We start from the raw sequence: 25,114 nt of genomic DNA, 5'->3' as shown, positions 1-25,114 counted from the left end.
ACTAATATGCTCATATACAATTATACATCCTCTCACTCGCCGCCGCATTTCGCGGCGGTTTGTCGTTTTTCAGAACCTGAGCCCGGTGGGGCTCTCAACGGGAATCAGCGCAATGAAGACTACGACTTCGTTGAAGCCCGCCGAGGTCGAGAAGAAGTGGGTTGTGATCGACGCGAAGGGCCTTGTTGTAGGCCGCCTTGCTTCGGTTGTGGCGATGCGCCTTCGTGGCAAGCATAAGCCAAGCTACACGCCCCACGTCGACTGCGGCGACAATGTTATCGTCATCAACGCCGACAAGGTGGTGTTCACCGGCCGCAAGCGCGAGCAGAAGGTGTACTACCATCACACCGGTTATCCGGGCGGCATCAAGGAGCGCACCGCGCGCTTCATTCTCGAAGGCCGCTTCCCCGAGCGCGTGGTCGAGAAGGCTGTGGAGCGTATGCTCCCCCGCGGTCCGCTTTTCCGCCAGATCCTGGGCAACCTGCGCGTCTACGGCGGCGCTGAGCATCCGCATACTGCTCAGCAGCCGGAAGTGCTGGACGTCGCTGCCCTCAACAGCAAGAATGTGAGGGCCTAATCCATGGCGACCCTTCAGTCTCTCGCCGATCTGGGCACCAACCCCCAGACCGCCGCTCCGGAAGCTCCGAAGCATGTCCAGAAGCTCGACTCCCTGGGTCGTGCTTACGCCACCGGCAAGCGTAAGGACGCTGTCGCCCGTGTGTGGATCAAGCCTGGTTCCGGCAAGATCGTCATCAACGACCGTTCCGTCGAAGTTTACTTCGCTCGTCCGGTACTCCGCCTGATCCTGTCGCAGCCGCTGCAGATCGTTCAGCGCGAAGGCCAGTACGACATCGTTGTGAACGTCAACGGCGGCGGCCTCTCCGGCCAGGCCGGTGCAGTCCGTCACGGCATCTCCAAGGCGCTGACCTACTATGAGCCGGAGCTTCGCGGCCCGCTCAAGAAGGAAGGCTTCCTGACCCGCGATTCGCGTGTCGTCGAGCGTAAGAAGTACGGCAAGAAGAAAGCCCGCCGCAGCTTCCAGTTCTCGAAGCGCTAATCGCTTTCAAGGCTATCATTTCGAAAAGGGCGGCTCTCGGGCCGCCTTTTTTGTTTTCTGTGAACCATATTGGCGCTATGCGGCTTCAAGCCATAGACGCCCCACAGGTGGACGGATCGACCATGACAACGATGACCCAGAACTCCTCGGCTCTCGGCCAGCAGGCCAAGACCGTGTTCATCGACGGAGAGGCCGGCACCACGGGCCTCGGCATCCGTGAGCGTCTGGAGGATGTGGCCGGTGTCACGATCCGCAGCATCGACCCCGAGCGCCGCAAGGATCCGGAGGCGAAGCGGGAAATCCTGGCGGATATCGATCTCGTCGTGCTCTGCCTTCACGACGATGCCGCCCGGGAGACGGTGGGCCTCGTCGACGGCCTGAGCGGCAAGAAGCCGAAAATCCTCGATGCCAGCACGGCGCATCGCGTCGCGCCCGGCTGGGAATACGGCTTCGCGGAACTGTCTTCGTCCCAGAAGCAGGCCGTGGCTTCCGCCGAGCGGGTCGCCAATCCCGGCTGCTATCCGACCGGCGCCATCGCGCTCCTGCGCCCGCTGGTCGATGCGGGGCTCGTTCCCACCGATTACCCGATCAGCGTGAACGCGGTCAGCGGCTATAGCGGCGGCGGGCGTTCCATGATCGAGGCCTATGAGGCCGGCACGGCGCCGTCCTTCGAGCTCTACGGGCTCGGCTTCGAGCATAAGCATGTGCCCGAGCTGCAGAAATATACGGGCCTGACGCGCCGCCCGATCTTCATTCCCTCCGTCGGCAATTTCCGGCAAGGCATGCTGGTGAGCATCCCATTGCATCTCGACATGCTGCCCGGCAAGCCGAAGGCCAAGGATCTCGAGAAAGCGCTGATGGACTGGTATCAAGTCGGCGGCCTCGTCAGCGTCGTGCCGACGATTTCCGAGGGCAAGAAGATCGAGCGCATCGAGCCCGAAGCACTGAACGACACCGACCGCTTGGAACTCTTCGTGTTCCAGCACGACAGCTACAATCACGCGGTGCTGGTCGCGCGCCTCGACAATCTCGGCAAAGGTGCGTCCGGCGCGGCGGTTCAGAATATCCAGCTGATGCTGGGATTGCAGTAATAACCCCTCGCGTCATCACCGGCCCTGTGCCGGTGATCCCGATGTATTGAAGCAAAGTGCCCTTCCAATCGGGATGGCCGGGACGAGCCCGGCCATGACGTAATGGTCTAAGACTTCAATCACTGACCCTTGCGTCCGCGGCTCGTGTCCTGCGGGTTGTCCTCGAAAGCCACGAGGCGTTGGCGCTGCTCGCCGAGGCCTTCGATGCCCAATGTCATGACGTCGCCCGCGCGCAGATAGCGCGGGGGCTTCTTCCCCATGCCGACGCCGGGTGGCGTGCCGGTGGTGATCACGTCGCCGGGCTCCAGGATCATGAAGTGGGAGACGTAAGAGACGATCTGCGCCACGTTGAAGATCATCGTCTTGGTCGAGCCCATCTGCATGCGTTCGCCGTTCACGTCGAGCCACATGGACAGGTTCTGCGGATCGGGGATCTCGTCCTTGGTCACGAACCAGGGGCCAAGCGGGCCGAAGGTCGGGCAGCCCTTGCCCTTCGTCCAGGTGCCGCCGCGCTCCATCTGGAATTCGCGCTCGGAGACGTCGTTGCAGACGCAGTAGCCCGCCACGAAATCCATGGCCTCGTTCGCCCCTACATAGGAAGCGCGCTCACCGATTACGATGGCAAGCTCCACCTCCCAATCCGTCTTTTGCGAACCGCGCGGGATGACCACGTCGTCGTTCGGACCGACGATGCAGGACGGCGCCTTGTTGAAGATGATGGGCTCTGCCGGAATCGGCGCGCCGGTTTCAGCGGCGTGGTCGGCATAGTTCAAGCCTATGGCGATGAAGTTCCGAACCTGACCGATGCAGGCGCCGAGACGCTGGCCGGCAGGGACGAGCGAGAGCGTCGCGATGTCGAGGCCGCGCAGGCGGGCAAGGCTGTCTGGCAGCAGGGTTGCGCCGACAATATCGGGGACAATGCCTGACAGGTCCCTGATCTGCCCCTGAGAATCGACCAGTCCAGGCCTCTCGCGTCCCTCTTCCCCAAATCTCACCAGCTTCATAGCGACTCCTCTCGTAACGGCACGTTTCTATTTGGCTCGAAGCTGCTTGCCAACACTGCATGTTCTAGCCGCGAATATGTTGCTGTTTTGCCACGAGCCCACACAAATCATCAGGCCGGCCATGTCGCGGAGAGTTGAAAGAATAAGCCTATCCAAGCCGGCTTAATACATTCGTTTACATCTAAACTAAATGCATTGCACAGTAACTTTGGAACAATCCCATGCTCAGCGAAAGTATTCTCTAGCAGATGACGCCCTGCGTCCGTCGCGCGTGTGTCGGGGCATTGGTTCAATGGGCGATTGCGGCAAAAAAGGAGCATTGGCACAGTGATGCCCAACGCGGGATTCCCGCGACAATGGAAAATAAGGGTAGGAAGCTTTCATGAGCCGTTTCAACCGTCATTTGTCCCTCGCCGCAATCTCATTGGCGGCTCTCATTGCTGCTCAGGGCGGCGCCCAGGCCGGTGCCTTCGGTCTCCGCGAGCAGAGCACGACGGCGCAGGGCATGTCCTTCGCAGGCGCGGCCTCCGGCTCGGGCGACGTCTCATCCATGTACTGGAACCCGGCTACGATGACGTTCCAGTTCGGTCTTCAGGCTGAAGCGCATGTCGCCGCGGTCATTCCGCGCTCCGAGATCTCGCCTACCTTCACGCTCCCGGCGGGCCTTTCCGCTCTCGGCGGCTCGGGCGATATCGGTCTCGATGCGGTCGTGCCGTCCAGCTACGTCAGCTATCAGATCAACGACCGTCTGTGGGTCGGTCTGGCGACCGGCGCGCCTTATGGCCTTGCGACGAAGCCCAATTACATCTGGGGCGGCCAGCTCTACGCGCGCACCACCTCGGTCTTCTCGTTAGAGGCGCAGCCCACCATCGCCTACAAGGTGAATGACTGGCTGTCCGTCGGTGCGGGTATCCGTGCTCAGTACTTAAAGGTCCGCTATTTCTCGGCCATCGGCCCGTCGCCGGTCTTCCCGTCGCCGTTCGCTCCGAGCGCCGGCCTCGAGGGCGACAGCTGGGGCATTGGCTACTCGCTCGGCGCGACCCTGACGCCGGCTGCCGGCACCTCCATCGGTATCGGCTTCCGCTCCGCCGTCCAGCAGGATCTGGAAGGCGAGTTCCAGTACGCCGGCGTTCCGATCAAATCGCGCGTGGTTCTGCCTGAGTCCGTTTCGGTCGGCATCAGCCAGCAGGTGACGGATGCGTTCTCGCTGCACGGCACCGTCGAGTGGACCAACTGGAGCCGCCTCGGCTCGCCGCGTGTCTATAACGGACTCACCGGGACTCTCCTGGCCGCTTCGCCGACGCTGCCGCTCGAATACAATGACGGCTGGTTCTTCTCGGTAGGCGGCGAGTATACCATCAATCCGGCCTGGACCGTGCGCGCCGGCGTCGGCTACGAAATCTCGCCGATCGACGTCGAGAACCGCAGCCCGCGCCTGCCCGATTCAGATCGCGTGTGGCTCTCTCTCGGCGCCACCTACAACTGGAGTGAACAGCTTTCGTTCGACGTGGCCTACAGCCATCTGTTCACGGTCGGCAACACCGATATCGATATCCGCCCCGGCCATCCGAGCTTCCGCGGCGCAGTGTTCGCTGCCGATGTGGACGCCAGCGTCGATATCATCTCGGCTTCGGTCAAGTACCGCTGGGACAACCCGGCCAAGGCCATCCCGGCCCCGATCGTCCGCAAGTACTGATCCGTTCAGGATTGGATATGAAAAGGCCGGCGACTTCGCCGGCCTTTTCTTTTTGTTTTATGCAGGCGGCTTCAGCTCTTCTTCAGCACATAAGTCCCAGGCGCGTCGCAGAGCGGTTTGAGCTTGCCGCTTCCCGGTTCGCGCGCGGGCACCAGCTTCGGGGCCTGCTTCTCGACCCAGGAAAACCAATAGGGCCACCACGATCCTGGATTCTCGGTCGCGTTGCCGGCCCATTCCTCCAGCGTTCCTTCCACCGGGCCTCCAGTCCAGAACTGGTACTTGGGCTTTGCCGGAGAGTTCACGACGCCTGCAATATGGCCCGACCCCGCCAGCACGAAATCCACCGGGCCGCCGAAGGCCTGCGAGCCTTTGAAGACGGACAGGGCCGGGGCGATGTGGTCTTCCTTTGTCGCGAGGTTGAAGATCGGCGCCTTGATCTTCTTGAGATCGAGCTTCACGCCCGCCAGCTCCATCTCGCCCCTGGTGAGCCTGTTCTCGAGATAGCAGTTGCGTAGATAGAAAGCGTGGTTCGCCGCGGGCATGCGCGTGGAATCGGAATTCCAGTAGAGCAGATCGAACGGGAAGGGCGTTTGACCCTTCATGTAGACATTGACCACGTTAGACCAGATCAGATCATTGGGCCGTAGCATGTTGAACGCATTGGCCATACGCGAACCTTCAAGATAACCGCGCTTCTTCATGTCGGCTTCGAGAGAACGGATCTGCTCCTCGTCCGCGAAGACCTTGAGGTCGCCCGCATGGGTGAAATCCACCTGCGCGGTGAAGAAAGTCGCGCTGTCGATCCGCTTGTCGCGTTTGGCCGCCATATAGGCCATGGTGGTGGCAAGCAGAGTGCCGCCCACGCAATAGCCGATAGCCGTCACTTTCTTCTCGCCCGTCGATTGTTCGATAGCATCGAGCGCCGCGAAGATGCCCTCGCGCATGTAGTGCTCGAAGCCCTTTTCGGCGTGCTGCGCCTCCGGGTTGACCCATGAAATGCAAAAGACCGTCAGGCCCTGCGACACGGCCCAGCGGATGAAGCTTTTCTCCGGATTGAGATCGAGAATGTAGAATTTGTTGATCCAGGGCGGAACGATGAGGAGGGGGCGCTTGAGCACTTTCTCCGTGGTCGGCGCATACTGGATCAGCTCGATCAGATCGTTGCGGAAGATCACCTTACCGGGCGTGGCCGCGATGTTGACGCCGACCTTGAAGCCGGTGGGATCGGTCTGGCGGATTTTCAGCGCGCCGCCGCCCGCCTCGATATCTTCCGCCAGCATGGTCATGCCGCGCACGAGATTGGCGCCGTTCTCCTTGATCGTCTCGCGGATCAGCTCCGGATTGGTCAGGAGGAAGTTGGAAGGCGAGAGGGCGCTTGAGATCTGCTTGAGGTAGAACTGCGCCTTGTGCCGTGTCCGCTCGTCGAGCCCTTCCGCATCCTCCACGAGGTCTTCGGCCCAACGTGAGGAAATGAGATAGGCCTGCTTCAGGAAATCGAAGATCGGGTTCTGGGACCATTCCGGATCCTTGAACCGCCCGTCTTTGGGTTCCGGCTCGGCGACAGGCTCTGCCTCCTCGCCCTGAGCCCGCTTGAGGGTAGAGGCCCACAGAGTAAAGAACTGGGAGCCGAGGCGCGTCTGTGCTTCCATGGCCTTCTGGGGATCGGTCATCCAGGCTTCGGCCACCTTGCCCAAGGTCCTGATGGCCTCGGAAGCATCATTTGCGACCTCGGGAGGAGCCTGCCGTTCCTCCAAGGGCTTGAGATAAGCGGCTGTGGCCTTGGTCGCTCCCTCGATGAAACGAGCCATGTTCCGAGAGAGCTCCTCGAAATCGGGAGAGGATGCAGGCGAAGAAGATTCTGTCTTCTCGCCACCATATGGCTTGTCCATAAGGCGATCTCCCTCTATGTCGCGGCATTGCTCAGGGGCTGCAATTCGAGCATCTTAACGTCCGATCTCTGACCTGTGCCAGAGACAACTTAGAATTTCGGGTACCAATTATGCGTATCAACTCTCCTGCGGCCTCCCGCGTTTCGGCTCTCGTGCTGATGATCCTGATCGGTGTCGGCGTCACGGCCTGTGCAGGCGAGACGGTCCGCAACGTCGCGACTTCCGTAGGTGCAGGTCCCACGACCGCGCCGTCGCCGGATTTCGTAGCGAATTCCCGTCCGCAATCCCTAGATTACATGCCCATCGGTGGGGCAGTCGACGGACGCCCGACCGCAGCCCGCACCGCAGACGAAGTGAAGAAGGCCGAAGCCGAGCTCGATGCCATGCGTGCCCGCAACGAGGCCGCCGGAGCCGCAGCCGCGCGCCTGGGAGGCACTCCTCCGCCAGAGCCGCTTCCCGCGCCGGTCAGAAGGCCGCAGAAATCAAGGTAGAACAAGAATTCCAATTGGACGCGGTAGAATTTATACAAATATTGCGATTCCGCTCGAAGGATTGAAACAATGTCCAATTTTTACCGCATCAAGCGCCTGCCTCCCTACGTCTTCGAGCAAGTGAACCGCATCAAGGCCGCCGCCCGCGCCAATGGCGCCGACATCATCGATCTCGGCATGGGCAACCCGGACCTTCAAGCTCCGCAACATGTGATCGACAAGCTCGTCGAGACGGTCGGCAAGCCGCGCACGGACCGCTATTCCGCCTCCAAGGGCATCGGCGGCCTCCGTCGTGCCCAGGCCGGCTATTATGAGCGCCGCTTCGGCGTGAAGCTCAATCCCGATACGCAGGTGGTAGCGACCCTTGGCTCCAAGGAAGGCTTCGCCAACATGGCGCAGGCCATCACCGAGCCGGGCGACGTGATCTTGGTCCCCAATCCCAGCTACCCGATCCATGCCTTCGGCTTCCTGATGGCCGGTGGTGTGATCCGCTCCGTGCCCGCCGAGCCGACGCCCGATTTCTTCGTGGCCGCCGAGCGCGCCGTGATGCACTCCATCCCGAAGCCGGTGGCGCTGGTGGTCTGCTACCCGTCGAACCCGACGGCCTATGTGGCCTCGCTCGACTTCTATCGCGACCTCGTGGCATTCGCGAAGAAGCACGAGCTGATCCTGCTGTCGGATCTCGCTTATTCCGAGGTCTATTTCGACGACAGCAACCCGCCGCCGTCTATTCTCCAGGTGCCCGGCGCCATCGATGTGGCGGTGGAGTTCACCTCCATGTCGAAGACTTTCTCCATGGCGGGCTGGCGCATCGGTTTCGCGGTCGGCAACGAGCGCCTCCTGGCTGCCTTGGCCCGCGTGAAATCCTATCTCGATTACGGCGCGTTCACGCCGGTTCAGGTGGCAGCCACCGCAGCGCTCAACGGCCCTGAAGACTGCATCCGCGAGATGCGTGCCACCTACAAGAAGCGCCGCGACGTAATGGTCGATTCGTTCGAGAAAGCGGGCTGGTCGGTTCCGGCACCGAGCGCCTCCATGTTTGCCTGGGTGCAGATTCCGGAGAAATTCCGCCACATGGGCAGCCTGGAATTCTCGAAGCTGCTGGTCGAGAAGGCCGATGTGGCGGTCGCCCCCGGCATCGGCTTCGGCGAGCATGGCGACGATTACGTACGTATCGCCCTTGTGGAGAACGAGCAGCGCATCCGCCAGGCCGCGCGCAACATCCGCAAGTTCTTCGACACCGCCGACCAGACGCTCCACAATGTGGTGCCGATGGCACGCAGGGGGTGACGAGGGGCATAGAGCCCGCCGCGCGGGCTCTCCTCATCGTTTGTGGGATCGGAATTGCGATGCAGGCTGGTCCGACTTCCGCGTCCTCGCCGCCCTTGCTGCCTCCGACCTATGAGGTCCGATCGGAGAACGGAGCCTGCATGGCCCGTGCCGACTCCGAAAAAGGGCAGATCACGGTCTTCAGGCTCGATCCGAATGGGCCGAAGCCCTTCTGGACATTGGATGCCTATGCGCCTGCCATGTCCGTCAGCGACGATTGCCTGAACCTTGTCACGAGTGCTGTCGGAGACGACTTCCTTTTCCTGGGAAAAAGCCTGCCGTCCAGCGAGGCCTTCACCCTCTACCGGCTGGGCAAGCGGGTCAGAAGCATAGTCCTGAGCGATATCTATTCCGACCTGGAACTGATCACGCAAAAGCATCAGGGTCAGTTCTGGGCCAATCGGCTGGCTTGGACAGAGGGACGGATCTCCGTTCATACGGTCGATGGCCGTCGAGTGCTCTTCGATCCGGTCACGGGCGGGAAAGTCGAATAAGCAAACCCTGCTCCAGACATGCCGGCTTGCAAGGGAGGAATGGACAGACGCGGGGTGGCACCGTAAAAGGGCGCGACCTTTATTGCTCTCATGATCCATCCAAGGAGGCCGGGCTTGTCGCCTCAACCCCTTCGGATCGGCATCGCCGGCCTCGGTACGGTCGGCGCGTCGGTCATTCGCATTCTCGCTCGCCAGAACGAGGCCGTCGCCCAAAGGGGCGGGCGAGCGGTCGAGGTTGTGGCGGTCTCCGCCCGCGACAAGTCCAAGGACCGGGGCGTGGATGTCTCCCGCTGCACGTGGTTCGGCAATCCGGTCGAGCTTGCCCGCTCGGCGGATGTGGATTGCGTGGTTGAGCTTGTCGGCGGCGCCGACGGTGCTGCGCTGGAAACTGTGCAGACAGCCCTCAACCACGGCAAGAGCGTCGTCACGGCCAACAAGGCGCTGCTCGCCAAGCATGGCCTTGCACTGGCGAAGCTCGCCGAATCCAAGGGCGTGTCGCTTGCTTTCGAGGCATCGGTCGCCGGCGGCATTCCGATCATCAAGACCCTGCGCGAGGCACTTCCCGCCAACCGGGTGTCGCGCCTTTACGGCATCCTCAACGGCACCTGCAATTATATCCTCTCCCGCATGGAGCTGGAGGGCATGACCTTCGCGGAATGCTTGGCGGACGCTCAGCGTCTCGGCTATGCGGAGGCCGACCCGACCTTCGATGTGGAAGGCTTCGACACCGCCCACAAGCTCGCGATCCTCACGAGCCTTGCCTTCGGCACCGAGATCGATGCCGAGGCGATCTATGTGGAAGGCATTTCCTCGATCACGCCGCTCGATCTCGCCATGGCGAAGGAGCTGGGATTCCGCATCAAGCTGCTCGGCGTCGCCGAGCGTACGGAAACCGGCATCGAGCAGCGCGTCCATCCGACCATGGTGCCGCGCACCTCGTCCATCGCCCAGGTGATGGGCGTAACGAATGCGGTCACTATCGATGCCGATGCCGTGCGTGAGCTGACCCTCATCGGCCCAGGTGCGGGAGGTGACGCCACAGCCTCCGCAGTCGTGGCGGATATCGCGGATGTAGCCACCGGAACCGTGCAGCCGCTCTTCGGCCGCCCGGCGAGCCAGCTCGAAAAGGCCCAGCGCGCGCCCATGCAGCGCCATGAGGGCGGATATTATGTGCGTTTGACCGTGCATGACCGCCCGGGCGTGGCTGCGGGCGTCGCGACGCGTATGGCGCAGGCGGACATCTCGCTCGAGAGCATTCTGCAGAAGCGCTCCGAGATCGCGGCGACGCAGGACCCGCATGGCCGCTCCGGCGCGCCGGTGTCCCTCGTTCTTATTACCTATGCGGCGACGGAAGCCTCCATCCGCTCAGCGCTTGAAAAGATCTCTGGGGATGGTCTTATCGCCGAGCCGCCCCAAGTCATTCGCATCGAACGCGATTAACATCTGCTGGGCGGACCACGGGTCCGTCCGTTCATCTTCAAAAGGGAGACGACACGTCCATGTCGCAAGGCATTACCGTCCAACCGGGGCAACTCATCGAGCGCATCCTTACCTTGGAGCTCGTCCGCGTCACCGAGCGCGCCGCCGTGGCCTCCGCCCGGCTTCGCGGGCGCGGCAACGAGAAGGCCGCTGACCAAGCTGCCGTGGATGCCATGCGTCGCGAGCTCAACAAGCTCCCAATCGATGGAACGGTGGTCATCGGCGAGGGCGAGCGCGATGAGGCGCCCATGCTCTTCATCGGCGAGAAGGTGGGCAACAAGAACGGGCCCAAGGTGGACATCGCCGTCGATCCGTTGGAAGGGACGACGCTCTGCGCCAAGGACATGCCCGGCTCCATCGCCGTCATGGCCATGGCCGAGGCCGGCACGCTGCTGGCCGCTCCCGACGTCTACATGCACAAGATCGCCATCGGCCCGGGTTATCCCACCGGTGTCGTCGATCTCGATGCCTCTCCGGAAGAGAACATTCACAACCTCGCCAAGGCGAAGGGCGTAAAGCCCAACGAGATCAACTGCCTCGTGCTCGACCGCCCGCGCCACACGGAGCTGATTGCCGCGATCCGCAAGACGGGCGCCGGCGTTCGCCTGATCTCCGATGGTGACGTCGCGGGCGTGATCTTCACCACCAAGCCTGCCGAGACCGGCATCGACCTTTATCTCGGCATCGGCGCGGCGCCTGAGGGCGTCCTCGCGGCGGGTGCACTCCGCTGCATCGGCGGCCAGATGCAGGCTCGTCTGATCCTCGACACCGAGGAAAAGCGCTCCCGCGCCCTCCAGATGGGCGTGACCGACCCGAACAAGAAATACGACATGACGGACCTCGCCCGAGGCGACGTGATCGTCGCCGCAACCGGCGTGACCGACAGTGCGCTGACCATGGGCGTTCATTTCGGCAAGGACGTGATCACCACCGAGACAGTGGTTTATCGCTCCGCCACCGGCACCGTGCGCCGTATCTACGGCGAGCACCGCGAGCTGTCGAAGTTCCACCTCGACTAGTCATATCGAGGATCGGACCTTTCGTATTTGCGTCATGGCCGGGCTTGTCCCGGCCATCCACGTTTAAGGCCCAAGGAATTCTCATGATCCAAATTCGCCCCTTCACCCCGGAAGATCGTCAGGCGTGGGAGCGTCTGTGGCAAGGTTATCTGACCTTTTACAAGGCATCCGTTCCCGCCGAGGTCACGGATGTCACGTGGCGGCGGCTCAACGATCCCGCCGAGCTCATTCATGGGCTTGCCGCAGTGCTCGACGGGAAGATCGTCGGCATCGTTCATTACATCTATCACCGCTCCACCTGGACGGTTGAGGATTACTGTTATCTTCAGGACCTCTTTACCTCGGAGGAAGCGCGGGGGCAGGGTGCCGGGCGGGCGCTGATCGAAGCCGTTTACGAAAAGGCGAAAGCTCACGGGGCGGCGCGGGTCTATTGGCTGACCCACGAGACGAATACGACGGCCCAGACCCTCTATGACAAGGTTGCGGCCCGAAGCGGGTTCATTCAATACCGCAAGGTGTTTTGACCACATTTCGTGCTTAATAGAACCATTGTGACAGAATCAGCTCCTCTCCTCATGCCGAAACCCTTTCTGGGCGTGACCCAGTCCGCCCTCGGACGCACCTGGGTCGAGCGCTGCGATGCCTCGCAGAGCACGATCGCGCTCGCCATCGCCCAGACCCACGGCGTGCCCGACATTCTGGCCCGTGTGCTGGCCGGGAGAGGCGTGGGCCTGCATGAGACTGAAGGTTTCCTGAACCCGCGCCTGCGCGACCTGATGCCCGATCCGCATGTACTGACGGATATGGAGGCCGCGGCCGCGCGCCTCGCGGATTCGGTGCAGCGGAACGAAAAGGTCGCAATCTTCGGCGATTACGACGTGGACGGCGCCTGCAGCGCCGCACTCCTCGCCGAATATCTGCGCGCCTGCGGCATCACCTACGCCATCCATATTCCGGACCGGATCACCGAAGGCTATGGCCCGAATGTGGATGCCATCCGGGGCCTTAAAGCACAGGGCGCGGATATTCTGGTGACCGTCGATTGCGGCACCGCCAGTATTGAGCCATTGGCCGAAGCGAAGCGGCTCGGCCTCGATCCGGTCGTGCTCGATCATCACCAGGCGCCCGAGCAACTGCCGGAGGCGCTCGCCATCGTGAACCCGAACCGGCAGGACGATCTCTCGGGCCTCGGACATCTCTGCGCGGCAGGCGTGGTGTTCCTATTTCTCGTGGCCCTGAACCGAACCCTACGCACGCGGGGATTCTTTCAACGAGGGCACGAGCCCGACCTGATGGGAAGTCTCGATCTGGTGGCTTTGGCGACTGTGGCCGATGTGGTGCCGCTCGTCGGCCTCAACCGCGCCTTCGTGCGCCAGGGCCTCGCCATCATGAAGAGCCGTGGCCGCGTCGGCTTGGCGGCCCTGCTCGACACTGCGGGGCTCGCCGGGGCTCCCGAAGCGTGGCATCTCGGCTATCTCGTGGGGCCGCGCATCAATGCGGGTGGGCGCATCGGCGATGCCGCTCTCGGCTCGCGGCTGCTTCTGACGGAGGATCCAGTCCAGGCCGGTCAGATCGCAGCCGAGCTCGACCGCCTGAACCGGGAGCGTCAGGCCATCGAGGTTGTGGCCGTGGAGGAAGCCGAGGCTCAGGCTCTTCTGGCCCTGGAACGCATGCCCGACCAACCTGTTCTGGTGACATCTTCGCCTGAGTGGCATCCCGGGGTCGTCGGCCTGATCTCTGCCCGCACCAAAGAACGTTTCCGCCGCCCGGCCTTCGCCTTCACGGTGAATGCGGACGGTACGGCCACCGGTTCAGGCCGGTCCGTGCCGGGCGTGGACCTTGGCCATGCGGTGCGCGCCGCGGTTGATGCCGGTCTCGCCATCAAGGGCGGCGGGCACACCATGGCGGCGGGCGTCACGATTCGGGCCGCCGAAATGGATCGCTTCCTCGCCTTCGTCACCGAAAGGCTGAACGATCCTGTCAGCACCATGCGGCTCAACGATCAATTCGCTATCGATTCCACGCTCACCGCAGCCGGTGCCCAGCCGGGCCTCGTGACGGCGCTGGAGCGGGCTGGGCCGTTCGGCTCGGGCCAGCCTGAGCCGGTTTTCGTTTTTCCACAGCATAGGTTGATCGAAGCGCGCGAGGTCGGCAGCGGCGGGCATATGCGCGTGAAGCTGAGGGCAGGGGATGGCTCCATGATCGGGGGAATTGCCTTCCGCGCAGCGGGGCAGCCGCTCGGGAACGTGCTCTCACAGGCTATGGGCAACGCTCTGCATGTGGCCGGAACCTTGTCCATTGACCGCTGGGGCGGTCATGAAAAAGCGGAGCTTCGCATTATGGATGCCGCAAGGCCTGAATAATGCAATCTGACCCTTGCAGTGCAATGCGAACCCATCTATAGGTTCGCCCACTTCGGAGGCACTGCCCCGAAGTCAGCGCGCCCTTCGTCTATCGGTTAGGACATCTGCCTTTCACGCAGGAAAGAGGGGTTCGACTCCCCTAGGGCGCGCCACTTCTTTTCCCAGAGAATTTGCTTCCTGATATGTCGCCAAGCCCGGCATTGTCGTGACTGAATTTTCATGTGCATGGCAGTGGTCGTACATGGGATTGAAACCGTGCTCTGGTACGGTTGTTTTACTGTAAGCCTTCTTCACGAAACGAAACGCCATGCCACGCTTTTTCTTCAACATCCGGGACGGCTATGACGTCGACGAAGACGATGAGGGAATCGAGCTGCCGGATTTCGAGGCGGCTCGCGCCGAAGCTTTGGCGACGGTCGAGGAGCTTCGTGAGGAGCTGGCCGATGCAGGCAATATCGAGCTCGAGATTCTGGATGAGACGGGTCGCCGCCTGCTGACGGTGCCATTCTTCCGCGCTGGGCGCGGAGGCAAGCGTCGCTGAAGAATCGAAAAGGCCCGGCTTTCGACCGGGCCTTGTCTGTTCGAAGCGGAGCGCCTGATCAGCACTCTGTCTTCTTCTTCGTCGTAGTATCGCCGAACTCGTCCGTCTTCTGCTTCGTTTCCGTGGTGCAGCCGACGGTCGAATCCGTCGTGACCGTCGTCGAGGAAGTGGTGCTCGGCTCGCGCTTCTGCTCGATTGTAGTCGAGCTGCCGAGAACGCCTTCTTCCTTCGTGATCGTCGTGGTCGTGTCTTGTGCGAAAGCCGCCGTGCTGAGAACGGACGCAACCAGAACAAAAGCTAGCTTCTTCATTGCAAACTCCTTGAAAAGACCTTTGCGCTGAGAACGCTTTCCTTGAGAGAGGGTTCCTGTTCAGGGAGGCTCAGCTTGCGCGAAGCGCCTGCCAAGCTGCCGCGAAATCGCGTGCATTGCCGGCGATCTCGTCAACCGACATCGAGGGCGTGAAGAGAGCCGAGCCGAGGCCGAAGCCGTTGGCGCCGGCATCCAAATAAGGCTTCATATTGTCAGGCTTGATGCCGCCGACAGGCAGCACGATGGCATCCTTCGGCAGTACCGCGCGCCATGCTTTCACGACGGCAGGCGGCGTCGCCTCGGCGGGGAAAATCTTGATGGCATCCGCGCCCGCCTTCAAGGCCGCGAAAGCCTCAGTCGGCGTGGCGACACCAGGGGTGCAGATCAGGCGAAGTTCCTTGGCGCGTTTGATGACCTCCACATCCGTGTGGGGCATGACGATGAGCTTGCCGCCCACATCATGCACGCCGTTCACCAAATCGGGCTCCAGCACAGTGCCTGCGCCGATGAGTACGTCTTCCGGCATCGTCTTTGCCAAAATCTCGATGCTGCGGAACGGCTCCGGGGAGTTCAGGGGAACCTCTATGATGCGAAAACCAGCCGTTACCAAAGCATGGCCGACGGCTTCCGCATTCTCAGGCTTCAATCCCCTTAAAATAGCGATGAGGGGGAGATGAGTCATGTAATGGAGCAGCACGTCAGCACCCTTGCGCAATGGCATCTGAGTCGGGAGCTTAACGCGAAAACCGCCGGAATTTTCCAGCGGTTCACATTTGTCGCGATTAATTCACATGCCGTGCGGGCGAACGCAGCTTCTCATGTGCCAGTTGCACGAGCTTCACATGCTGCAGCAACTGCTGATTGACGCGCGCCGCTATGACGTCCATTTCCAGGTGAACATGGAATTGCAACGCTCCCTTCTGGTAATATAGAGACGAGCTACCTTTTACCGGAGCCGTGCGCAGCAGAGGATCTTCGCTTGAGCATCACTATGAAGCCGCCTTCGAAGCTGCTGGGCCGATCAGCCAAGACTTCGCTCGACCGGATTGATCTTCTGATCCTTGAGGCTCTGCGCCGGAACGGACGTATCACCTATCAGGCTTTGTCGGAAAAGGTTGGGCTGTCGCCGCGCCCCTGCCTCGAGCGGGTGAAGCGGCTGGAGCAGAAGGGCGTCATTCGTGGCTACACCGTGCTGGTAGAGCCTGCTGCCCTCGGCCACGACATCATCGCGCTCGCCGGGATCAGCATGCGCGATCCGTCCACCGCCACGCGGCAGCGGCTGGAACGGGCCTTCATGGCGCATCCTTGCGTGGTCGAGCTTCAGGTCGTGAACGGCGAGTACGACTATATCGCCCGCATCGTTGCGCCGACACTTTCCGCCTATGAGGCCCTGACCGACGCATTCCTGGCCGATACGGGCTTCGGTATCGGCCGCATCCACACCACCTTCGTCCTCAAGACCCTCAAGAGCTTCGACGGCTATCCCATGCCCGACAGCGAGGATTGACGACGGGACCAGCCGATCACGACAGAAACGGCTGCGCGTGCTCCCAATTTCAGCCTCCATCACGACAGGCCTCTCATAAGCTTGTCCATGGAGGATCCTATGGACAGCATCGCGCTCGAAAAATCCGTCACCGCCGCCAATTACGATTCCCTTCCCGTCGTCCTGAGAGATGCGAAGGGCGTCTGGGTCCATGACACGGAAGGGCGGCGCTATCTCGACATGATGAGCGCCTATTCGGCGGTCAGCCTCGGCCATTCCCACCCGCGCATCCTCAAGGCCATGATGGAGCAGGCCTCTAAGCTTGCCGTCACGAGCCGTGCCTACCATACGGAGCTCCTCGGGCCATTTCTGGAGCGCCTTGTCGCGATCACGGAACTCGACATGGCGCTGCCCATGAACACGGGCGCGGAGGCGGTCGAGACTGCCATCAAGGCATCGCGGCGCTGGGGCTATCGCTCGAAGAAGATCGCCAAGGATCAGGCGGAGATCATCGTCGCCAACAACAATTTCCATGGACGCACGACCACCATCGTCGGCTTCTCATCGGATGAATCCTATCGCGACGGCTTCGGGCCGTTCGATGGCGGTTTCAGGCTGGTGGATTTCGGCGATGCCGGAGCCGTGGAGCGGGCCATCACGCCCAACACCTGCGCCGTGCTGATCGAGCCGATCCAGGGCGAGGCGGGCATCGTGGTGCCGCCGGAAGGTTATCTCAATGAACTGCGCGCTATCTGCGACAGACACAATGTGCTCCTTATCCTCGACGAGGTACAGTCCGGCCTCGGGCGCACCGGCCGCTGGTTCGCGCATCAGCACGAGGGAATAAAGCCGGACGGCCTCATTCTCGGCAAGGCGCTGGGCGGCGGTGTTTACCCCGTCTCGGCTTTCGTCGGCATGCGCGATCTGATGAGCATGTTCGATCCCGGCTCCCACGGCTCCACCTTCGGCGGCAATCCGCTCGCGGCACGGATCGGAATGGAGGCGCTCGCGGTTATCGAAGAAGAGCACCTTGTGGAGCGCAGCGCCGAAATGGGCGGCTATCTCCTTGATCGGCTGCGCGCCATGCGCAGCAACATCGTGAAAGATGTTCGCGGGCGCGGCCTGTGGGTCGGCGTCGAAGTGGATGCCAATGCCATTTCGGCCCGTGCCGTCTGCGACGCGCTTTTGAAAGACGGCATCCTCTCGAAGGACACGCACGGAACCGTCCTTCGCTTCGCGCCGCCGCTCACGATCACGCGCGACGAGATCGATTGGGGCATGGAGCGCATCGAGCGGGTTTTCGCCCGCGTCGTCCATTGAACGAGGATTCGACAGGTATGGCTCAGAATTTGAAGAAGACGAACCCGGTAACCCGCGAGCAGAGGTTGGAAGCCTATCAGCCTCTCTCCGGCATGGTGCTGCCGCGCTTCGCCGGCATCTCCACATTCATGCGGTTGCCTCACCTTTCTCCGACCCAGGCGCCGGGCGAGATCGATATCGCGATCCTCGGTATTCCCTTCGACGGCGCCACCACCAATCGGCCTGGCGCACGCCTTGGTCCGCGTCAGGTGCGCGAGGCTTCATCCCTCATGCGTCAGGTTAATTACGGCACTCTGGTCGGGCCCTACGATCTCTGCGCCTGTGCCGATGTGGGCGACGTGCCGATCAATCCCATCGATGTGGTGGATACAATTCGGCGCATCGAGGCGGAGATTTCATATCTCCATCAGGGCGGCGTCACGCCCCTCTCCATCGGCGGCGACCACATCATTTCCTATCCGATCCTGCGCGCTCTCGCCTCCAAGGGGCCTTTGGGCATGATCCATATCGATGCGCATAGCGACACAGGCGACACCTTCTTCGGCGGGCAGAAGCTGACTCACGGCACGCCGTTCCGCCGTGCCATCGAGGATGGCGTTCTCGACCCGAAACGCACGGTGCAGATCGGTATTCGCGGCACCATGTATTCCGCCGACGAGCGACAATGGGCTCTCGACCAAGGTATCCGCATCATCGACATGGAAGAGGTGGTGGAGAAGGGCATTCCCTATGCCATCACTGAAGCCCGCCGCGTGGTCGGCATGGAGCCGGCCTATTTCACTTTCGACATCGATTCCATCGATCCGGCCTTCGCGCCCGGCACCGGGACGCCGGAGATCGGCGGCTTCACGAGCCGCGAGGCGTTGCAGCTCGTGCGCGGCTTCCGCCATCTCAACCTCATCGGTGCCGATATGGTGGAAGTCTCCCCGCCGCTCGACCAATCCGGCAACACCGCGCTCGTGGGCGCATCCATCGCCTTCGAGCTGCTGTGCCTACTTGCCGAAGCCCGCTCCGAGCGCATTGGCAAGGACGCGCAGCTGAGCGTCGTTTAGGCAACGCTTCTAGGACGGCGGGCGGCGCATGCATTGCTGCGCTGCTGCCGAAATCCGCCGGTCATCTTCCGGTGACGCCTGATCCTTCAAAAGGCGCTGCCAGAGGTCTCTCTGTGGCAGGGCTTCCGTGATGCAGGAGCAGACCGAAGGGCACATGGCCGGATTGCCGTTCTGCTGCAGGCAGATCTGTTGACAGGCCGCAACGGGCACGGGTCCCGTCATCTGCGATACGCCGTAGAGGATGCCGAGCAGGACTGGCTGGTGGATGAGGTAGATCGGCAGGCTCTTGCGCCCACCCCATATGAGAGCCTTCGAGATGGGATTGCTTGATCTCCAGCGTGCAAGCGCCATCGTTGCATGCCGGGACACCAGCATTTTGCCGATGGCGACGCCGATCAGCACCATTCCGAACCACGGGAAAATCGGCACGTAATCGTTCGTCACAGGATCGCTCGCCCCAAGCCCGAGCCAATCGAGATAGGGCGCATCGAGGGCAAGGCTCGTGAAGAGCCAGGGCGCGACGATGCAGAAGGCAGCGGCCACGAGTGTGAGGGCAGGGTGCAGCCGCAGGAAAGGCAGCGCGAGCAGGCTTGAGACGGCAATGCAGTGCAGAATGCCGAAGAATATGTAGCTCTGAGGGAAGGCGAAGAAGCTCACCAGCGTGACGGCGAGCGCCGCGCCACCGACCTTCAGGACACGCTTGAGGAAAGGCCGTTTCCGAAAGCCCTGAGCGTGGGCGAGCGCGAGGCCTATACCTGCCAGCAACAGGAACGAGTCGGCAATGCCCCGCGCGAACCAACGCCATGCGGGCACATGCAGAATGTTGGTCTCGATCAGCTTGAAGAAGCTCAGGTCCCAGCTGAAATGGTAGACGATCATGGCTACGATCGCGAGCCCACGCGCGACATCGATGGCATCCCAGCGTTGAGACGCGACCAGCATTGCCTGGGCAGCCGGTGGATATGCGCGTTCCACAGCCTCCTGGGCTCGGGAGAAATCTGAACTCACGTTGTCCTATCCTGTCCGTCGCAGGGCATTCTGTCTCCGCCCGCATGTTCTATATTGAGTGACATGACCGAGAACATCGCCGCGTCAATCGCCACATTGCAGGAAATGATTCAAGAGTCCCGCATCGTCGCCGGGTTTACCGGGGCGGGGATCTCGACGGAAAGCGGCGTACCGGACTTTCGCTCGCCCAACAGTCCTTGGATGCGCAACAAGCCGATCCCCTTCGAGCATTTCGTGCAGAGCGCGGAGGCGCGCCGTGAGGCGTGGCGGCGCAAATTTACCATGGACGATATCTATCGCGATGCACAGCCGAGCATGGGGCACATGGGATTAGTCTCGCTCGTCGCCTCCGGGCGTATGCCCGCCGTGATCACCCAGAATATCGACGGCCTGCACCAGGACTCGGGCTTGTCGGACGATCAGGTGATCGAGCTGCACGGCAACGGGACTTACGCCAAATGCCTGTCCTGCGAGCGAAGGCATGAACTCGACTGGATCCGGGAGCGGTTCGAGGCCTCCGGTGAGCCGCCTGAATGCGTAGCCTGTGGCGGGGTGCTGAAATCTGCAACAATATCCTTCGGCCAGTCCATGCCCGAGACGGAAATGCGCCGAGCGCAGAAGCTGATCGCGTCCTGCGACCTTTGCCTCGTGCTCGGATCATCCCTGGTGGTCTATCCGGCGGCGGCATTTCCGGCCTTCGCCAAGGAGAACGGGGCGGCCCTGGTCATCGTCAATCGCGAGCCGACGCCGCTCGATCATGTTGCCGATCTGGTGATCCGCGCAGAAATTGGCGCCGTTCTGTCCAGTTTTATCCCGTAGTTTCAATAACCTCGCCGTTTGCCGAAAATTTCATCGCCCTCAAATGGCTCTTTCAGGCTTCCCCTGATTCAGGACGATGTTATCTTCTTCTTAAGAATCTGGTTCTTTGATTCGAGTTTGGGTTTCTGCATGACTGGCGATTTCGGCTCCAAGTCCTTCAATCTTCGAGAGGAAACCTCTTCTCTCGATCAGGGTCGCCGCGAGGTCACCCAGCCTGTTCCGGATGAAAGCGCGCTTGAACTCGTTCAGGTGAGCGGCCGGATCAAGTGGTTCGATGTGGCGAAAGGCTTCGGCTTCATCGTACCCGACAGCGGTGGCGCCGATGTGCTCCTCCACGTGACCTGCTTGCGCAGAGACGGCTATCAGGCCGCGAACGAGGGCGCCCGCATTGTCGTCGAGGCTGTCCAGCGCCCGCGCGGCCTGCAGGCCTTCCGCATCGTCTCCCTCGATGAATCCACGGCTCTGCACCCGTCCGAGCTGCCGCTGCCTCGCACCCATGTGCAGGTGGTGCCGACCAGCGGGCTCGAGCCTGCCGTGGTGAAGTGGTTCAACCGTCTGCGCGGCTTCGGTTTCCTCACCCAGGGCGAGGATAAGCCGGACATCTTCGTGCATATGGAAACGCTGCGCCGCTACGGCATTGCGGAGTTGAAGCCCGGCGAGAAGGTGTATGTGCGCTTCGGCGACGGCTCTAAGGGCCTCATGGCGGCGGAGGTTCGCCTCGCCGAGATGAACCTGCCTCACTCCCACTGATGGGCTCGAATGTGTTGAAGCAGTTCCGGCTGGGCCTTCAGGCCATCGGTCTCGTCGTGATGCTGGCGGGGACGGCCTATGCGCAGGCCCTCGAATCTCTATCCATTGCCAATCAAGGCGGTCAGCGCCAGACCTTCCAGGTTGAAGTGGCCCGCAACGACGCTGACCGCGCTCAGGGCCTGATGTATCGCCGCTCCATGCCGGCGAACCAGGGCATGCTGTTCGATTTCGGGCGGGTCGAGCCGGTCTCCATGTGGATGCAGAACACTTATCTGCCCCTGGACATGCTGTTTGTGCGCCAGGACGGCACGATTGCCCGCATCGCCGCGAACACGGAACCTTTATCCACTCGTACCATTCCTTCAGGCGAACCGGTGCTGGCCGTTCTGGAGCTGAATGCCGGTACCGCGGCCCGCCTGGGAATCAAGCCCGGGGACAAGCTCGAGCATCCGCTGTTCAAGCGGTAAAGTTCTCGTCTCTGTCGATTTCTGGCGCTTGCTGAAGCCAGGGGTCCGTGATAGCGAAAGCCTTACCGGTGCCGAGAGGCGGGGTGTAGCGCAGTCTGGTAGCGCATCTGCTTTGGGAGCAGAGGGTCGCGGGTTCAAATCCTGCCGCCCCGACCATCCACCGGTAAAGTCCTTGAGAGAGTGCCGAAATCGATGCCCGCACGGATCTATAAGCCCGCCAAATCCGCAATGCAGTCCGGCATGGCTCGGACCAAGCAATGGCTTCTGGAATTCGAGCAGGACAAACCCCGCGAGATCGAGCCGCTTATGGGCTGGACCAGCTCGGGCGACACCCGCCAGCAGCTGCGCCTGTGGTTCGACACGAAGGAAGAGGCCATGGCCTACGCCGAGCGCGAGGGCATTGCCTACCGTGTGGAGGAGCCGCACGAGGTGAAGCGGCGCACCATGTCCTACTCGGACAATTTCAAGTTCAATCGCGTCGGTCCCTGGACCCACTGATTTCTGGCCGCTGCGGCCCGACGGCCCCTTAGCTCAGCTGGATAGAGCAACTGCCTTCTAAGCAGTAGGTCGCAGGTTCGAGCCCTGCAGGGGTCGCCATTTCCAAAGAATCGGGCCGAGAGGCTGCAAGTATAAAAGGCCATGGAGCGGATATATCGCTCCATGGCCTTCGTCGTTGTGGCGCGATTGAGGTGAGGACGCAGGCAAGCCTAATCGACCGCCGGGGTCGGCGATTTCGGCTCCGGCACGATGGCGGCGAGAGGCTCGGACGTACCTTTCTTGAGGGTCTGCTCCCGGGCGAAGATGAACAGGCCCGCGCCGACGACGATGGCAATGCCGACGAGGGCCAGCGCATCCGGCCATTCATTGAAGAACAGCGCGCCGATGGCGAGCGCCCAGAGGATCTGGCTGTACTGGGCGGCGCCGATGCGATCCGCGGGCGCGTAGGTCGTCGCCACGATGAAAAGCGCCTGGGCTACGAACGCGGTGGCGGCGAAGGCGAGGAGCAGGATCCACTGGTTCAGATTGGGCCAGGAGAAGCCGGGGATCATCAGAATGCCGGCGATGACCGTTGTGCCGAGAAACACGCTGCCGATCAGCGCATAACGCTTTTCCGTCGTGCCGATCATCCGCCCCATGATCACGCCGCCCGCCGCACAGAGCGCGCCGGCGATGGCCGCGAGATGGCCGGGCTGGAGTTCCTTGAAGCCTGGACGGACGATGATGAGAACGCCGATGAAAGCCGCGCAGACCGCAAGTCCGCGCCGCCAGCGCACTTTTTCCTTAAGCACGAAGATCGAGAGCACAGTCACGAGGCTCGGCATGAGGAAGAGCAGCGCGAAGGCTTCGGCGAAGGGCAGGCTTGTGAAGGCCATGACGCTCAGAGGCGTCGTGATGGAGATGAAGAACACGCGCAGCGTCATCAACCAGGGGCGCTTCCAGCGCACGAGATCCTGGATCTTGTCTCCCGGCTTCATGAAGACGGGGGAGAGCATGAGGGGAATGAGGTAGCCGAAGAAGGTGACCTCGAAGGGATCGAGGTCATGGCCGATGGCCTTCACCACTGCGTCGCCCCAGGCGAAGACTGCAAAGGCAAGGAAAGCGAGGACGATGCCTTTGATCATTCGGGCGTCTCAAAGAAAATTATTCTGCAATGATACTTATAATCTCACGGGCAGACAAAGAACCCATGGTTGCGCCAGGCGGATATGCTTTGGCGTATCAGCGGGCCATGATGCGAGGGCGGCGGCGCTCCACGACGACGGCTTTAGGGCCCTCGGCGCGCTCGAAGCTGGGGATACGCTCGGCACGGCGCGGCTGCGCAGCGGCTTGCAGGACGGCGGGACGAACTTCATCGTCCGACATCCCCATGAGCTGGCAGGCGATCTCGATCTGGCTCTCGATGTCGTCGGTCAGGCCCTGAGCCGCAATGATGGCTTCTTCAAGCGCCGGAGCATCGACGCGCGTGACGCGGCGGCCCTGAGGGGCTGTTTTCTTCTTCGTTCCAAGCATTCCGCTTCTCCTGTGCACCCCATAACGTAGGAGTCCTGAGTTTGTGCAATGCACAAGCGAGACGGCAGGGATGCGCTGGGCGCAAGCTATGGCTGCTCAGAGCCTCAAGGGAAGGCGCATTCCTGGATGCCGACTGTGCATCGAACCTAAATGACGTTATCCCAACAAACGAACACGCAAATGGGCATTTTCAAGCCGTTTCACCTCTCTTAAGAGGTGTCGCGGCCACAACGTTCCCACAAAATTTCGGAAAGGCGTCCCAGTGTTTACAGCCAAAATCCTCCTCCTGGGTTCGGGCGAACTCGGCAAGGAATTCGTGATCTCCGCGAAACGATACGGGTGCCATGTGGTTGCCTGCGATTCCTATGCGCAGGCACCTGCCATGCAGGTGGCGGACGAGGCGGAGGTGTTCTCCATGCTCGATGCCGATGCCCTTCGGGCCGCCATCGAGAAGCACAAGCCGGATTTCATCGTTCCCGAGATCGAGGCGATCCGCACAGAAGTGCTTCAGGAGTTCGAGGACAAGGGGTTTACAGTCGTTCCATCCGCCCGCGCGGCGGCGCTCACCATGAACCGGGATCGCATCCGTGATGTTGCCGCGACTGAGTTGGGGTTGCGCACGTCCAAGTATCGATATGCGGAGAGCCTGGAAGAGGTGAGGACCGGCGCCGAGCACACGGGCCTGCCCTGCGTGATCAAGCCGGTCATGTCCTCCTCCGGGAAAGGACAGAGCACGGTTCATTCCCAGGACGAGTTGGAGAAGGCCTGGAATTATGCGGTGGCCAATATGCGTGGCGATCGGCGCAAAGTGATCGTCGAGGAATTCATCGCCTTCGAATACGAGATCACACTGCTTACCATCCGTGGCCGGGACGGCGTTTCCTATTGCGCACCCATCGGGCACCGGCAGGAGCGCGGCGACTACCAGGAATCCTGGCAGCCGACGCCGATGACGGACAAACTCTTGGGCGATGCGCAGGCCATGGCGAAGAAGGTCGTCGACAATCTCGGGGGCTATGGAATTTTCGGCGTCGAATTCTTCGTTACGAAGAACGAGGTGATTTTCTCCGAGCTGTCGCCAAGGCCGCACGATACGGGCTTGGTGACACTCCTCTCGCAGAACCTGTCGGAATTCGATCTGCACGCCCGCGCTGTTCTCGGCCTGCCGATCCCGGAAATCCGGTTGCATGGACCGACTGCATCGGCGGTCATCCTGGCGGATCGGGATTCCGATCAGTTCGCCATCGAAGGGCTCGCCGATGCGCTGGCTCTCGGATCGTCCGAGGGCGATGTCGAAGTTCGGTTGTTCGGCAAGCCGACGACGCGTCCTTATCGCCGCATGGGCGTGGCCTTGGCGTCAAGCGGAACGGAGGGCGAGGCCAGGGCGAGGGCGCGTGAGGCCGCCTCTCTCGTGCGGATCCGGTATGATGCCTGAAATT

General features: G+C 61.8%; 27 protein-coding genes and 3 tRNA genes. 23 read left to right on the top strand and 7 right to left on the bottom strand.

The genetic code is table 11. From position 1 onward, the window contains the following. Positions 1–112: 112 nt before the first annotated feature. The 3 genes from rplM to argC all read left to right on the top strand — a co-directional run bounded on the left by rplM (position 113) and on the right by argC (position 2,148). The gene (rplM, locus tag AB4Y85_RS01940; RefSeq protein ID WP_441983159.1) at positions 113–577 is read left to right on the top strand and encodes a 50S ribosomal protein L13; all 465 of its coding nucleotides are present in this window, start codon (positions 113–115) and stop codon (positions 575–577) included. 3 nt (positions 578–580) lie between these two features. Next, complete coding sequence (rpsI, locus tag AB4Y85_RS01935; RefSeq protein WP_441983158.1) at positions 581–1,057, top strand: 30S ribosomal protein S9; 477 nt, start codon at positions 581–583, stop codon at positions 1,055–1,057. Between the two features lie 122 nt (positions 1,058–1,179). After that, on the top strand, positions 1,180–2,148 hold the full coding sequence (gene argC / locus AB4Y85_RS01930; RefSeq protein ID WP_441983157.1) for an N-acetyl-gamma-glutamyl-phosphate reductase: 969 nt from the start codon (positions 1,180–1,182) through the stop codon (positions 2,146–2,148). Between the two features lie 119 nt (positions 2,149–2,267). On the opposite strand, the gene AB4Y85_RS01925 is transcribed toward argC, so the two are convergent. Next, entirely contained in the window at positions 2,268–3,152 is an 885-nt protein-coding gene (locus AB4Y85_RS01925) for a fumarylacetoacetate hydrolase family protein (RefSeq protein ID WP_441983156.1), read from the bottom strand. Positions 3,153–3,534: 382 nt separating this feature from the next. Here AB4Y85_RS01925 and AB4Y85_RS01920 point away from each other — a divergent pair, with 382 nt between their 5' ends. After that, entirely contained in the window at positions 3,535–4,848 is a 1,314-nt protein-coding gene (locus AB4Y85_RS01920; protein ID WP_441983155.1) for an OmpP1/FadL family transporter, read from the top strand. Between the two features lie 71 nt (positions 4,849–4,919). Here the strand turns inward: AB4Y85_RS01920 and AB4Y85_RS01915 are convergent, their stop codons facing one another. Continuing rightward, on the bottom strand, positions 4,920–6,737 hold the full coding sequence (locus AB4Y85_RS01915; RefSeq protein ID WP_441983154.1) for a PHA/PHB synthase family protein: 1,818 nt from the start codon (positions 6,735–6,737) through the stop codon (positions 4,920–4,922). Between the two features lie 110 nt (positions 6,738–6,847). Here AB4Y85_RS01915 and AB4Y85_RS01910 point away from each other — a divergent pair, with 110 nt between their 5' ends. The 9 genes from AB4Y85_RS01910 (at position 6,848) to AB4Y85_RS01870 (ending at position 14,453) form a co-directional block, all read left to right on the top strand. Next, positions 6,848–7,228, top strand: a complete 381-nt coding sequence (locus AB4Y85_RS01910; RefSeq protein ID WP_441983153.1) for a hypothetical protein — start codon at positions 6,848–6,850, stop codon at positions 7,226–7,228. Positions 7,229–7,297: 69 nt separating this feature from the next. Further along, positions 7,298–8,518 (top strand): LL-diaminopimelate aminotransferase, encoded by a 1,221-nt coding sequence (locus AB4Y85_RS01905; RefSeq protein WP_441983152.1) that lies wholly within the window; start codon positions 7,298–7,300, stop codon positions 8,516–8,518. Between the two features lie 140 nt (positions 8,519–8,658). Continuing rightward, a complete protein-coding gene (locus AB4Y85_RS01900; protein ID WP_441983151.1) occupies positions 8,659–9,051 on the top strand; it encodes a hypothetical protein in 393 nt (130 codons plus the stop codon). Positions 9,052–9,165: 114 nt separating this feature from the next. Continuing rightward, complete coding sequence (locus AB4Y85_RS01895; protein ID WP_441983150.1) at positions 9,166–10,491, top strand: homoserine dehydrogenase; 1,326 nt, start codon at positions 9,166–9,168, stop codon at positions 10,489–10,491. A 59-nt stretch (positions 10,492–10,550) separates the two neighbouring features. Beyond that, positions 10,551–11,549, top strand: a complete 999-nt coding sequence (gene glpX / locus AB4Y85_RS01890) for a class II fructose-bisphosphatase (protein ID WP_441983149.1) — start codon at positions 10,551–10,553, stop codon at positions 11,547–11,549. Between the two features lie 83 nt (positions 11,550–11,632). Next, positions 11,633–12,073, top strand: coding sequence for a GNAT family N-acetyltransferase (locus tag AB4Y85_RS01885; protein ID WP_441983148.1), 441 nt, complete (start codon positions 11,633–11,635; stop codon positions 12,071–12,073). Positions 12,074–12,124: 51 nt separating this feature from the next. Continuing rightward, positions 12,125–13,912 (top strand): single-stranded-DNA-specific exonuclease RecJ, encoded by a 1,788-nt coding sequence (gene recJ / locus AB4Y85_RS01880; protein WP_441983147.1) that lies wholly within the window; start codon positions 12,125–12,127, stop codon positions 13,910–13,912. A 77-nt stretch (positions 13,913–13,989) separates the two neighbouring features. Then, a tRNA-Glu gene (locus AB4Y85_RS01875) sits at positions 13,990–14,064 on the top strand. A 155-nt stretch (positions 14,065–14,219) separates the two neighbouring features. Continuing rightward, positions 14,220–14,453 (top strand): DUF6894 family protein, encoded by a 234-nt coding sequence (locus AB4Y85_RS01870; protein WP_441983146.1) that lies wholly within the window; start codon positions 14,220–14,222, stop codon positions 14,451–14,453. A 58-nt stretch (positions 14,454–14,511) separates the two neighbouring features. Here the strand turns inward: AB4Y85_RS01870 and AB4Y85_RS01865 are convergent, their stop codons facing one another. Further along, the gene (locus AB4Y85_RS01865; protein ID WP_441983145.1) at positions 14,512–14,763 is read right to left on the bottom strand and encodes a hypothetical protein; all 252 of its coding nucleotides are present in this window, start codon (positions 14,761–14,763) and stop codon (positions 14,512–14,514) included. 70 nt (positions 14,764–14,833) lie between these two features. Continuing rightward, positions 14,834–15,445, bottom strand: coding sequence for a 2-dehydro-3-deoxy-6-phosphogalactonate aldolase (locus tag AB4Y85_RS01860; RefSeq protein WP_441983144.1), 612 nt, complete (start codon positions 15,443–15,445; stop codon positions 14,834–14,836). A 297-nt stretch (positions 15,446–15,742) separates the two neighbouring features. On the opposite strand from AB4Y85_RS01860, the gene AB4Y85_RS01855 reads away from it, so the two are divergent. The 3 genes from AB4Y85_RS01855 (at position 15,743) to speB (ending at position 18,621) form a co-directional block, all read left to right on the top strand. Continuing rightward, complete coding sequence (locus tag AB4Y85_RS01855) at positions 15,743–16,270, top strand: Lrp/AsnC family transcriptional regulator (RefSeq protein WP_441983143.1); 528 nt, start codon at positions 15,743–15,745, stop codon at positions 16,268–16,270. 99 nt (positions 16,271–16,369) lie between these two features. Beyond that, complete coding sequence (rocD, locus tag AB4Y85_RS01850; protein WP_441983142.1) at positions 16,370–17,569, top strand: ornithine--oxo-acid transaminase; 1,200 nt, start codon at positions 16,370–16,372, stop codon at positions 17,567–17,569. Between the two features lie 17 nt (positions 17,570–17,586). Continuing rightward, a complete protein-coding gene (gene speB, locus AB4Y85_RS01845; RefSeq protein ID WP_441983141.1) occupies positions 17,587–18,621 on the top strand; it encodes an agmatinase in 1,035 nt (344 codons plus the stop codon). 9 nt (positions 18,622–18,630) lie between these two features. Here the strand turns inward: speB and AB4Y85_RS01840 are convergent, their stop codons facing one another. Further along, positions 18,631–19,629 carry a DUF1624 domain-containing protein gene (locus AB4Y85_RS01840; RefSeq protein WP_441983140.1) on the bottom strand — a complete coding sequence of 333 codons (999 nt, stop codon included), beginning with the start codon at positions 19,627–19,629 and terminating at the stop codon, positions 18,631–18,633. A 63-nt stretch (positions 19,630–19,692) separates the two neighbouring features. On the opposite strand from AB4Y85_RS01840, the gene AB4Y85_RS01835 reads away from it, so the two are divergent. The 6 genes from AB4Y85_RS01835 (at position 19,693) to AB4Y85_RS01810 (ending at position 22,262) form a co-directional block, all read left to right on the top strand. Next, entirely contained in the window at positions 19,693–20,448 is a 756-nt protein-coding gene (locus AB4Y85_RS01835) for an SIR2 family NAD-dependent protein deacylase (RefSeq protein WP_441983139.1), read from the top strand. A 129-nt stretch (positions 20,449–20,577) separates the two neighbouring features. Continuing rightward, positions 20,578–21,198: a cold-shock protein gene (locus AB4Y85_RS01830; RefSeq protein WP_441983138.1), complete on the top strand. Its 621-nt coding sequence runs from the start codon at positions 20,578–20,580 to the stop codon at positions 21,196–21,198. Between the two features lie 59 nt (positions 21,199–21,257). Further along, on the top strand, positions 21,258–21,665 hold the full coding sequence (locus tag AB4Y85_RS01825; RefSeq protein WP_441983231.1) for a DUF192 domain-containing protein: 408 nt from the start codon (positions 21,258–21,260) through the stop codon (positions 21,663–21,665). Between the two features lie 79 nt (positions 21,666–21,744). Further along, positions 21,745–21,821: transfer RNA gene (locus AB4Y85_RS01820), tRNA-Pro, on the top strand. Positions 21,822–21,857: 36 nt separating this feature from the next. Further along, positions 21,858–22,163, top strand: coding sequence for an ETC complex I subunit (locus AB4Y85_RS01815; RefSeq protein WP_441983137.1), 306 nt, complete (start codon positions 21,858–21,860; stop codon positions 22,161–22,163). A gap of 22 nt (positions 22,164–22,185) precedes the next feature. Beyond that, a tRNA-Arg gene (locus AB4Y85_RS01810) sits at positions 22,186–22,262 on the top strand. A gap of 110 nt (positions 22,263–22,372) precedes the next feature. On the opposite strand, the gene AB4Y85_RS01805 is transcribed toward AB4Y85_RS01810, so the two are convergent. Together AB4Y85_RS01805 and AB4Y85_RS01800 are read right to left on the bottom strand one after the other, a co-directional pair. Continuing rightward, positions 22,373–23,287, bottom strand: a complete 915-nt coding sequence (locus AB4Y85_RS01805; RefSeq protein WP_441983136.1) for a DMT family transporter — start codon at positions 23,285–23,287, stop codon at positions 22,373–22,375. A 97-nt stretch (positions 23,288–23,384) separates the two neighbouring features. Then, positions 23,385–23,675, bottom strand: a complete 291-nt coding sequence (locus tag AB4Y85_RS01800) for a hypothetical protein (RefSeq protein WP_441983135.1) — start codon at positions 23,673–23,675, stop codon at positions 23,385–23,387. 262 nt (positions 23,676–23,937) lie between these two features. Between AB4Y85_RS01800 and purT the strand changes: the two genes are divergently transcribed. Beyond that, positions 23,938–25,110, top strand: a complete 1,173-nt coding sequence (purT, locus tag AB4Y85_RS01795) for a formate-dependent phosphoribosylglycinamide formyltransferase (RefSeq protein WP_441983134.1) — start codon at positions 23,938–23,940, stop codon at positions 25,108–25,110. Positions 25,111–25,114: the final 4 nt, after the last annotated feature.

Origin of the sequence: Microvirga sp. 2YAF29, assembly GCF_052114605.1 — a bacterium.
Classification (GTDB): Bacteria; Pseudomonadota; Alphaproteobacteria; order Rhizobiales; family Beijerinckiaceae; genus Microvirga.
Note: the sequence above shows the minus strand (reverse complement) of the source record. Positions and strands in the feature narration are given on the sequence as shown.

Excerpts from the sequence above, each read along its gene's own strand:
- rplM (WP_441983159.1), top strand. The coding sequence starts at position 113 with ATGAAGACTACGACTTCGTTGAAGCCCGCCGAGGTCGAGAAGAAGTGG.
- rpsI (WP_441983158.1), top strand. The coding sequence starts at position 581 with ATGGCGACCCTTCAGTCTCTCGCCGATCTGGGCACCAACCCCCAGACC.
- argC (WP_441983157.1), top strand. The coding sequence starts at position 1,180 with ATGACAACGATGACCCAGAACTCCTCGGCTCTCGGCCAGCAGGCCAAG.
- AB4Y85_RS01925 (WP_441983156.1), bottom strand. The coding sequence starts at position 3,152 with ATGAAGCTGGTGAGATTTGGGGAAGAGGGACGCGAGAGGCCTGGACTG.
- AB4Y85_RS01920 (WP_441983155.1), top strand. The coding sequence starts at position 3,535 with ATGAGCCGTTTCAACCGTCATTTGTCCCTCGCCGCAATCTCATTGGCG.
- AB4Y85_RS01915 (WP_441983154.1), bottom strand. The coding sequence starts at position 6,737 with ATGGACAAGCCATATGGTGGCGAGAAGACAGAATCTTCTTCGCCTGCA.
- AB4Y85_RS01910 (WP_441983153.1), top strand. The coding sequence starts at position 6,848 with ATGCGTATCAACTCTCCTGCGGCCTCCCGCGTTTCGGCTCTCGTGCTG.
- AB4Y85_RS01905 (WP_441983152.1), top strand. The coding sequence starts at position 7,298 with ATGTCCAATTTTTACCGCATCAAGCGCCTGCCTCCCTACGTCTTCGAG.
- AB4Y85_RS01900 (WP_441983151.1), top strand. The coding sequence starts at position 8,659 with ATGGCCCGTGCCGACTCCGAAAAAGGGCAGATCACGGTCTTCAGGCTC.
- glpX (WP_441983149.1), top strand. The coding sequence starts at position 10,551 with ATGTCGCAAGGCATTACCGTCCAACCGGGGCAACTCATCGAGCGCATC.
- AB4Y85_RS01885 (WP_441983148.1), top strand. The coding sequence starts at position 11,633 with ATGATCCAAATTCGCCCCTTCACCCCGGAAGATCGTCAGGCGTGGGAG.
- recJ (WP_441983147.1), top strand. The coding sequence starts at position 12,125 with ATGCCGAAACCCTTTCTGGGCGTGACCCAGTCCGCCCTCGGACGCACC.
- AB4Y85_RS01870 (WP_441983146.1), top strand. The coding sequence starts at position 14,220 with ATGCCACGCTTTTTCTTCAACATCCGGGACGGCTATGACGTCGACGAA.
- AB4Y85_RS01865 (WP_441983145.1), bottom strand. The coding sequence starts at position 14,763 with ATGAAGAAGCTAGCTTTTGTTCTGGTTGCGTCCGTTCTCAGCACGGCG.
- AB4Y85_RS01860 (WP_441983144.1), bottom strand. The coding sequence starts at position 15,445 with ATGACTCATCTCCCCCTCATCGCTATTTTAAGGGGATTGAAGCCTGAG.
- rocD (WP_441983142.1), top strand. The coding sequence starts at position 16,370 with ATGGACAGCATCGCGCTCGAAAAATCCGTCACCGCCGCCAATTACGAT.
- speB (WP_441983141.1), top strand. The coding sequence starts at position 17,587 with ATGGCTCAGAATTTGAAGAAGACGAACCCGGTAACCCGCGAGCAGAGG.
- AB4Y85_RS01835 (WP_441983139.1), top strand. The coding sequence starts at position 19,693 with ATGACCGAGAACATCGCCGCGTCAATCGCCACATTGCAGGAAATGATT.
- AB4Y85_RS01830 (WP_441983138.1), top strand. The coding sequence starts at position 20,578 with ATGACTGGCGATTTCGGCTCCAAGTCCTTCAATCTTCGAGAGGAAACC.
- AB4Y85_RS01825 (WP_441983231.1), top strand. The coding sequence starts at position 21,258 with ATGCTGGCGGGGACGGCCTATGCGCAGGCCCTCGAATCTCTATCCATT.
- AB4Y85_RS01815 (WP_441983137.1), top strand. The coding sequence starts at position 21,858 with ATGCCCGCACGGATCTATAAGCCCGCCAAATCCGCAATGCAGTCCGGC.
- AB4Y85_RS01805 (WP_441983136.1), bottom strand. The coding sequence starts at position 23,287 with ATGATCAAAGGCATCGTCCTCGCTTTCCTTGCCTTTGCAGTCTTCGCC.
- AB4Y85_RS01800 (WP_441983135.1), bottom strand. The coding sequence starts at position 23,675 with ATGCTTGGAACGAAGAAGAAAACAGCCCCTCAGGGCCGCCGCGTCACG.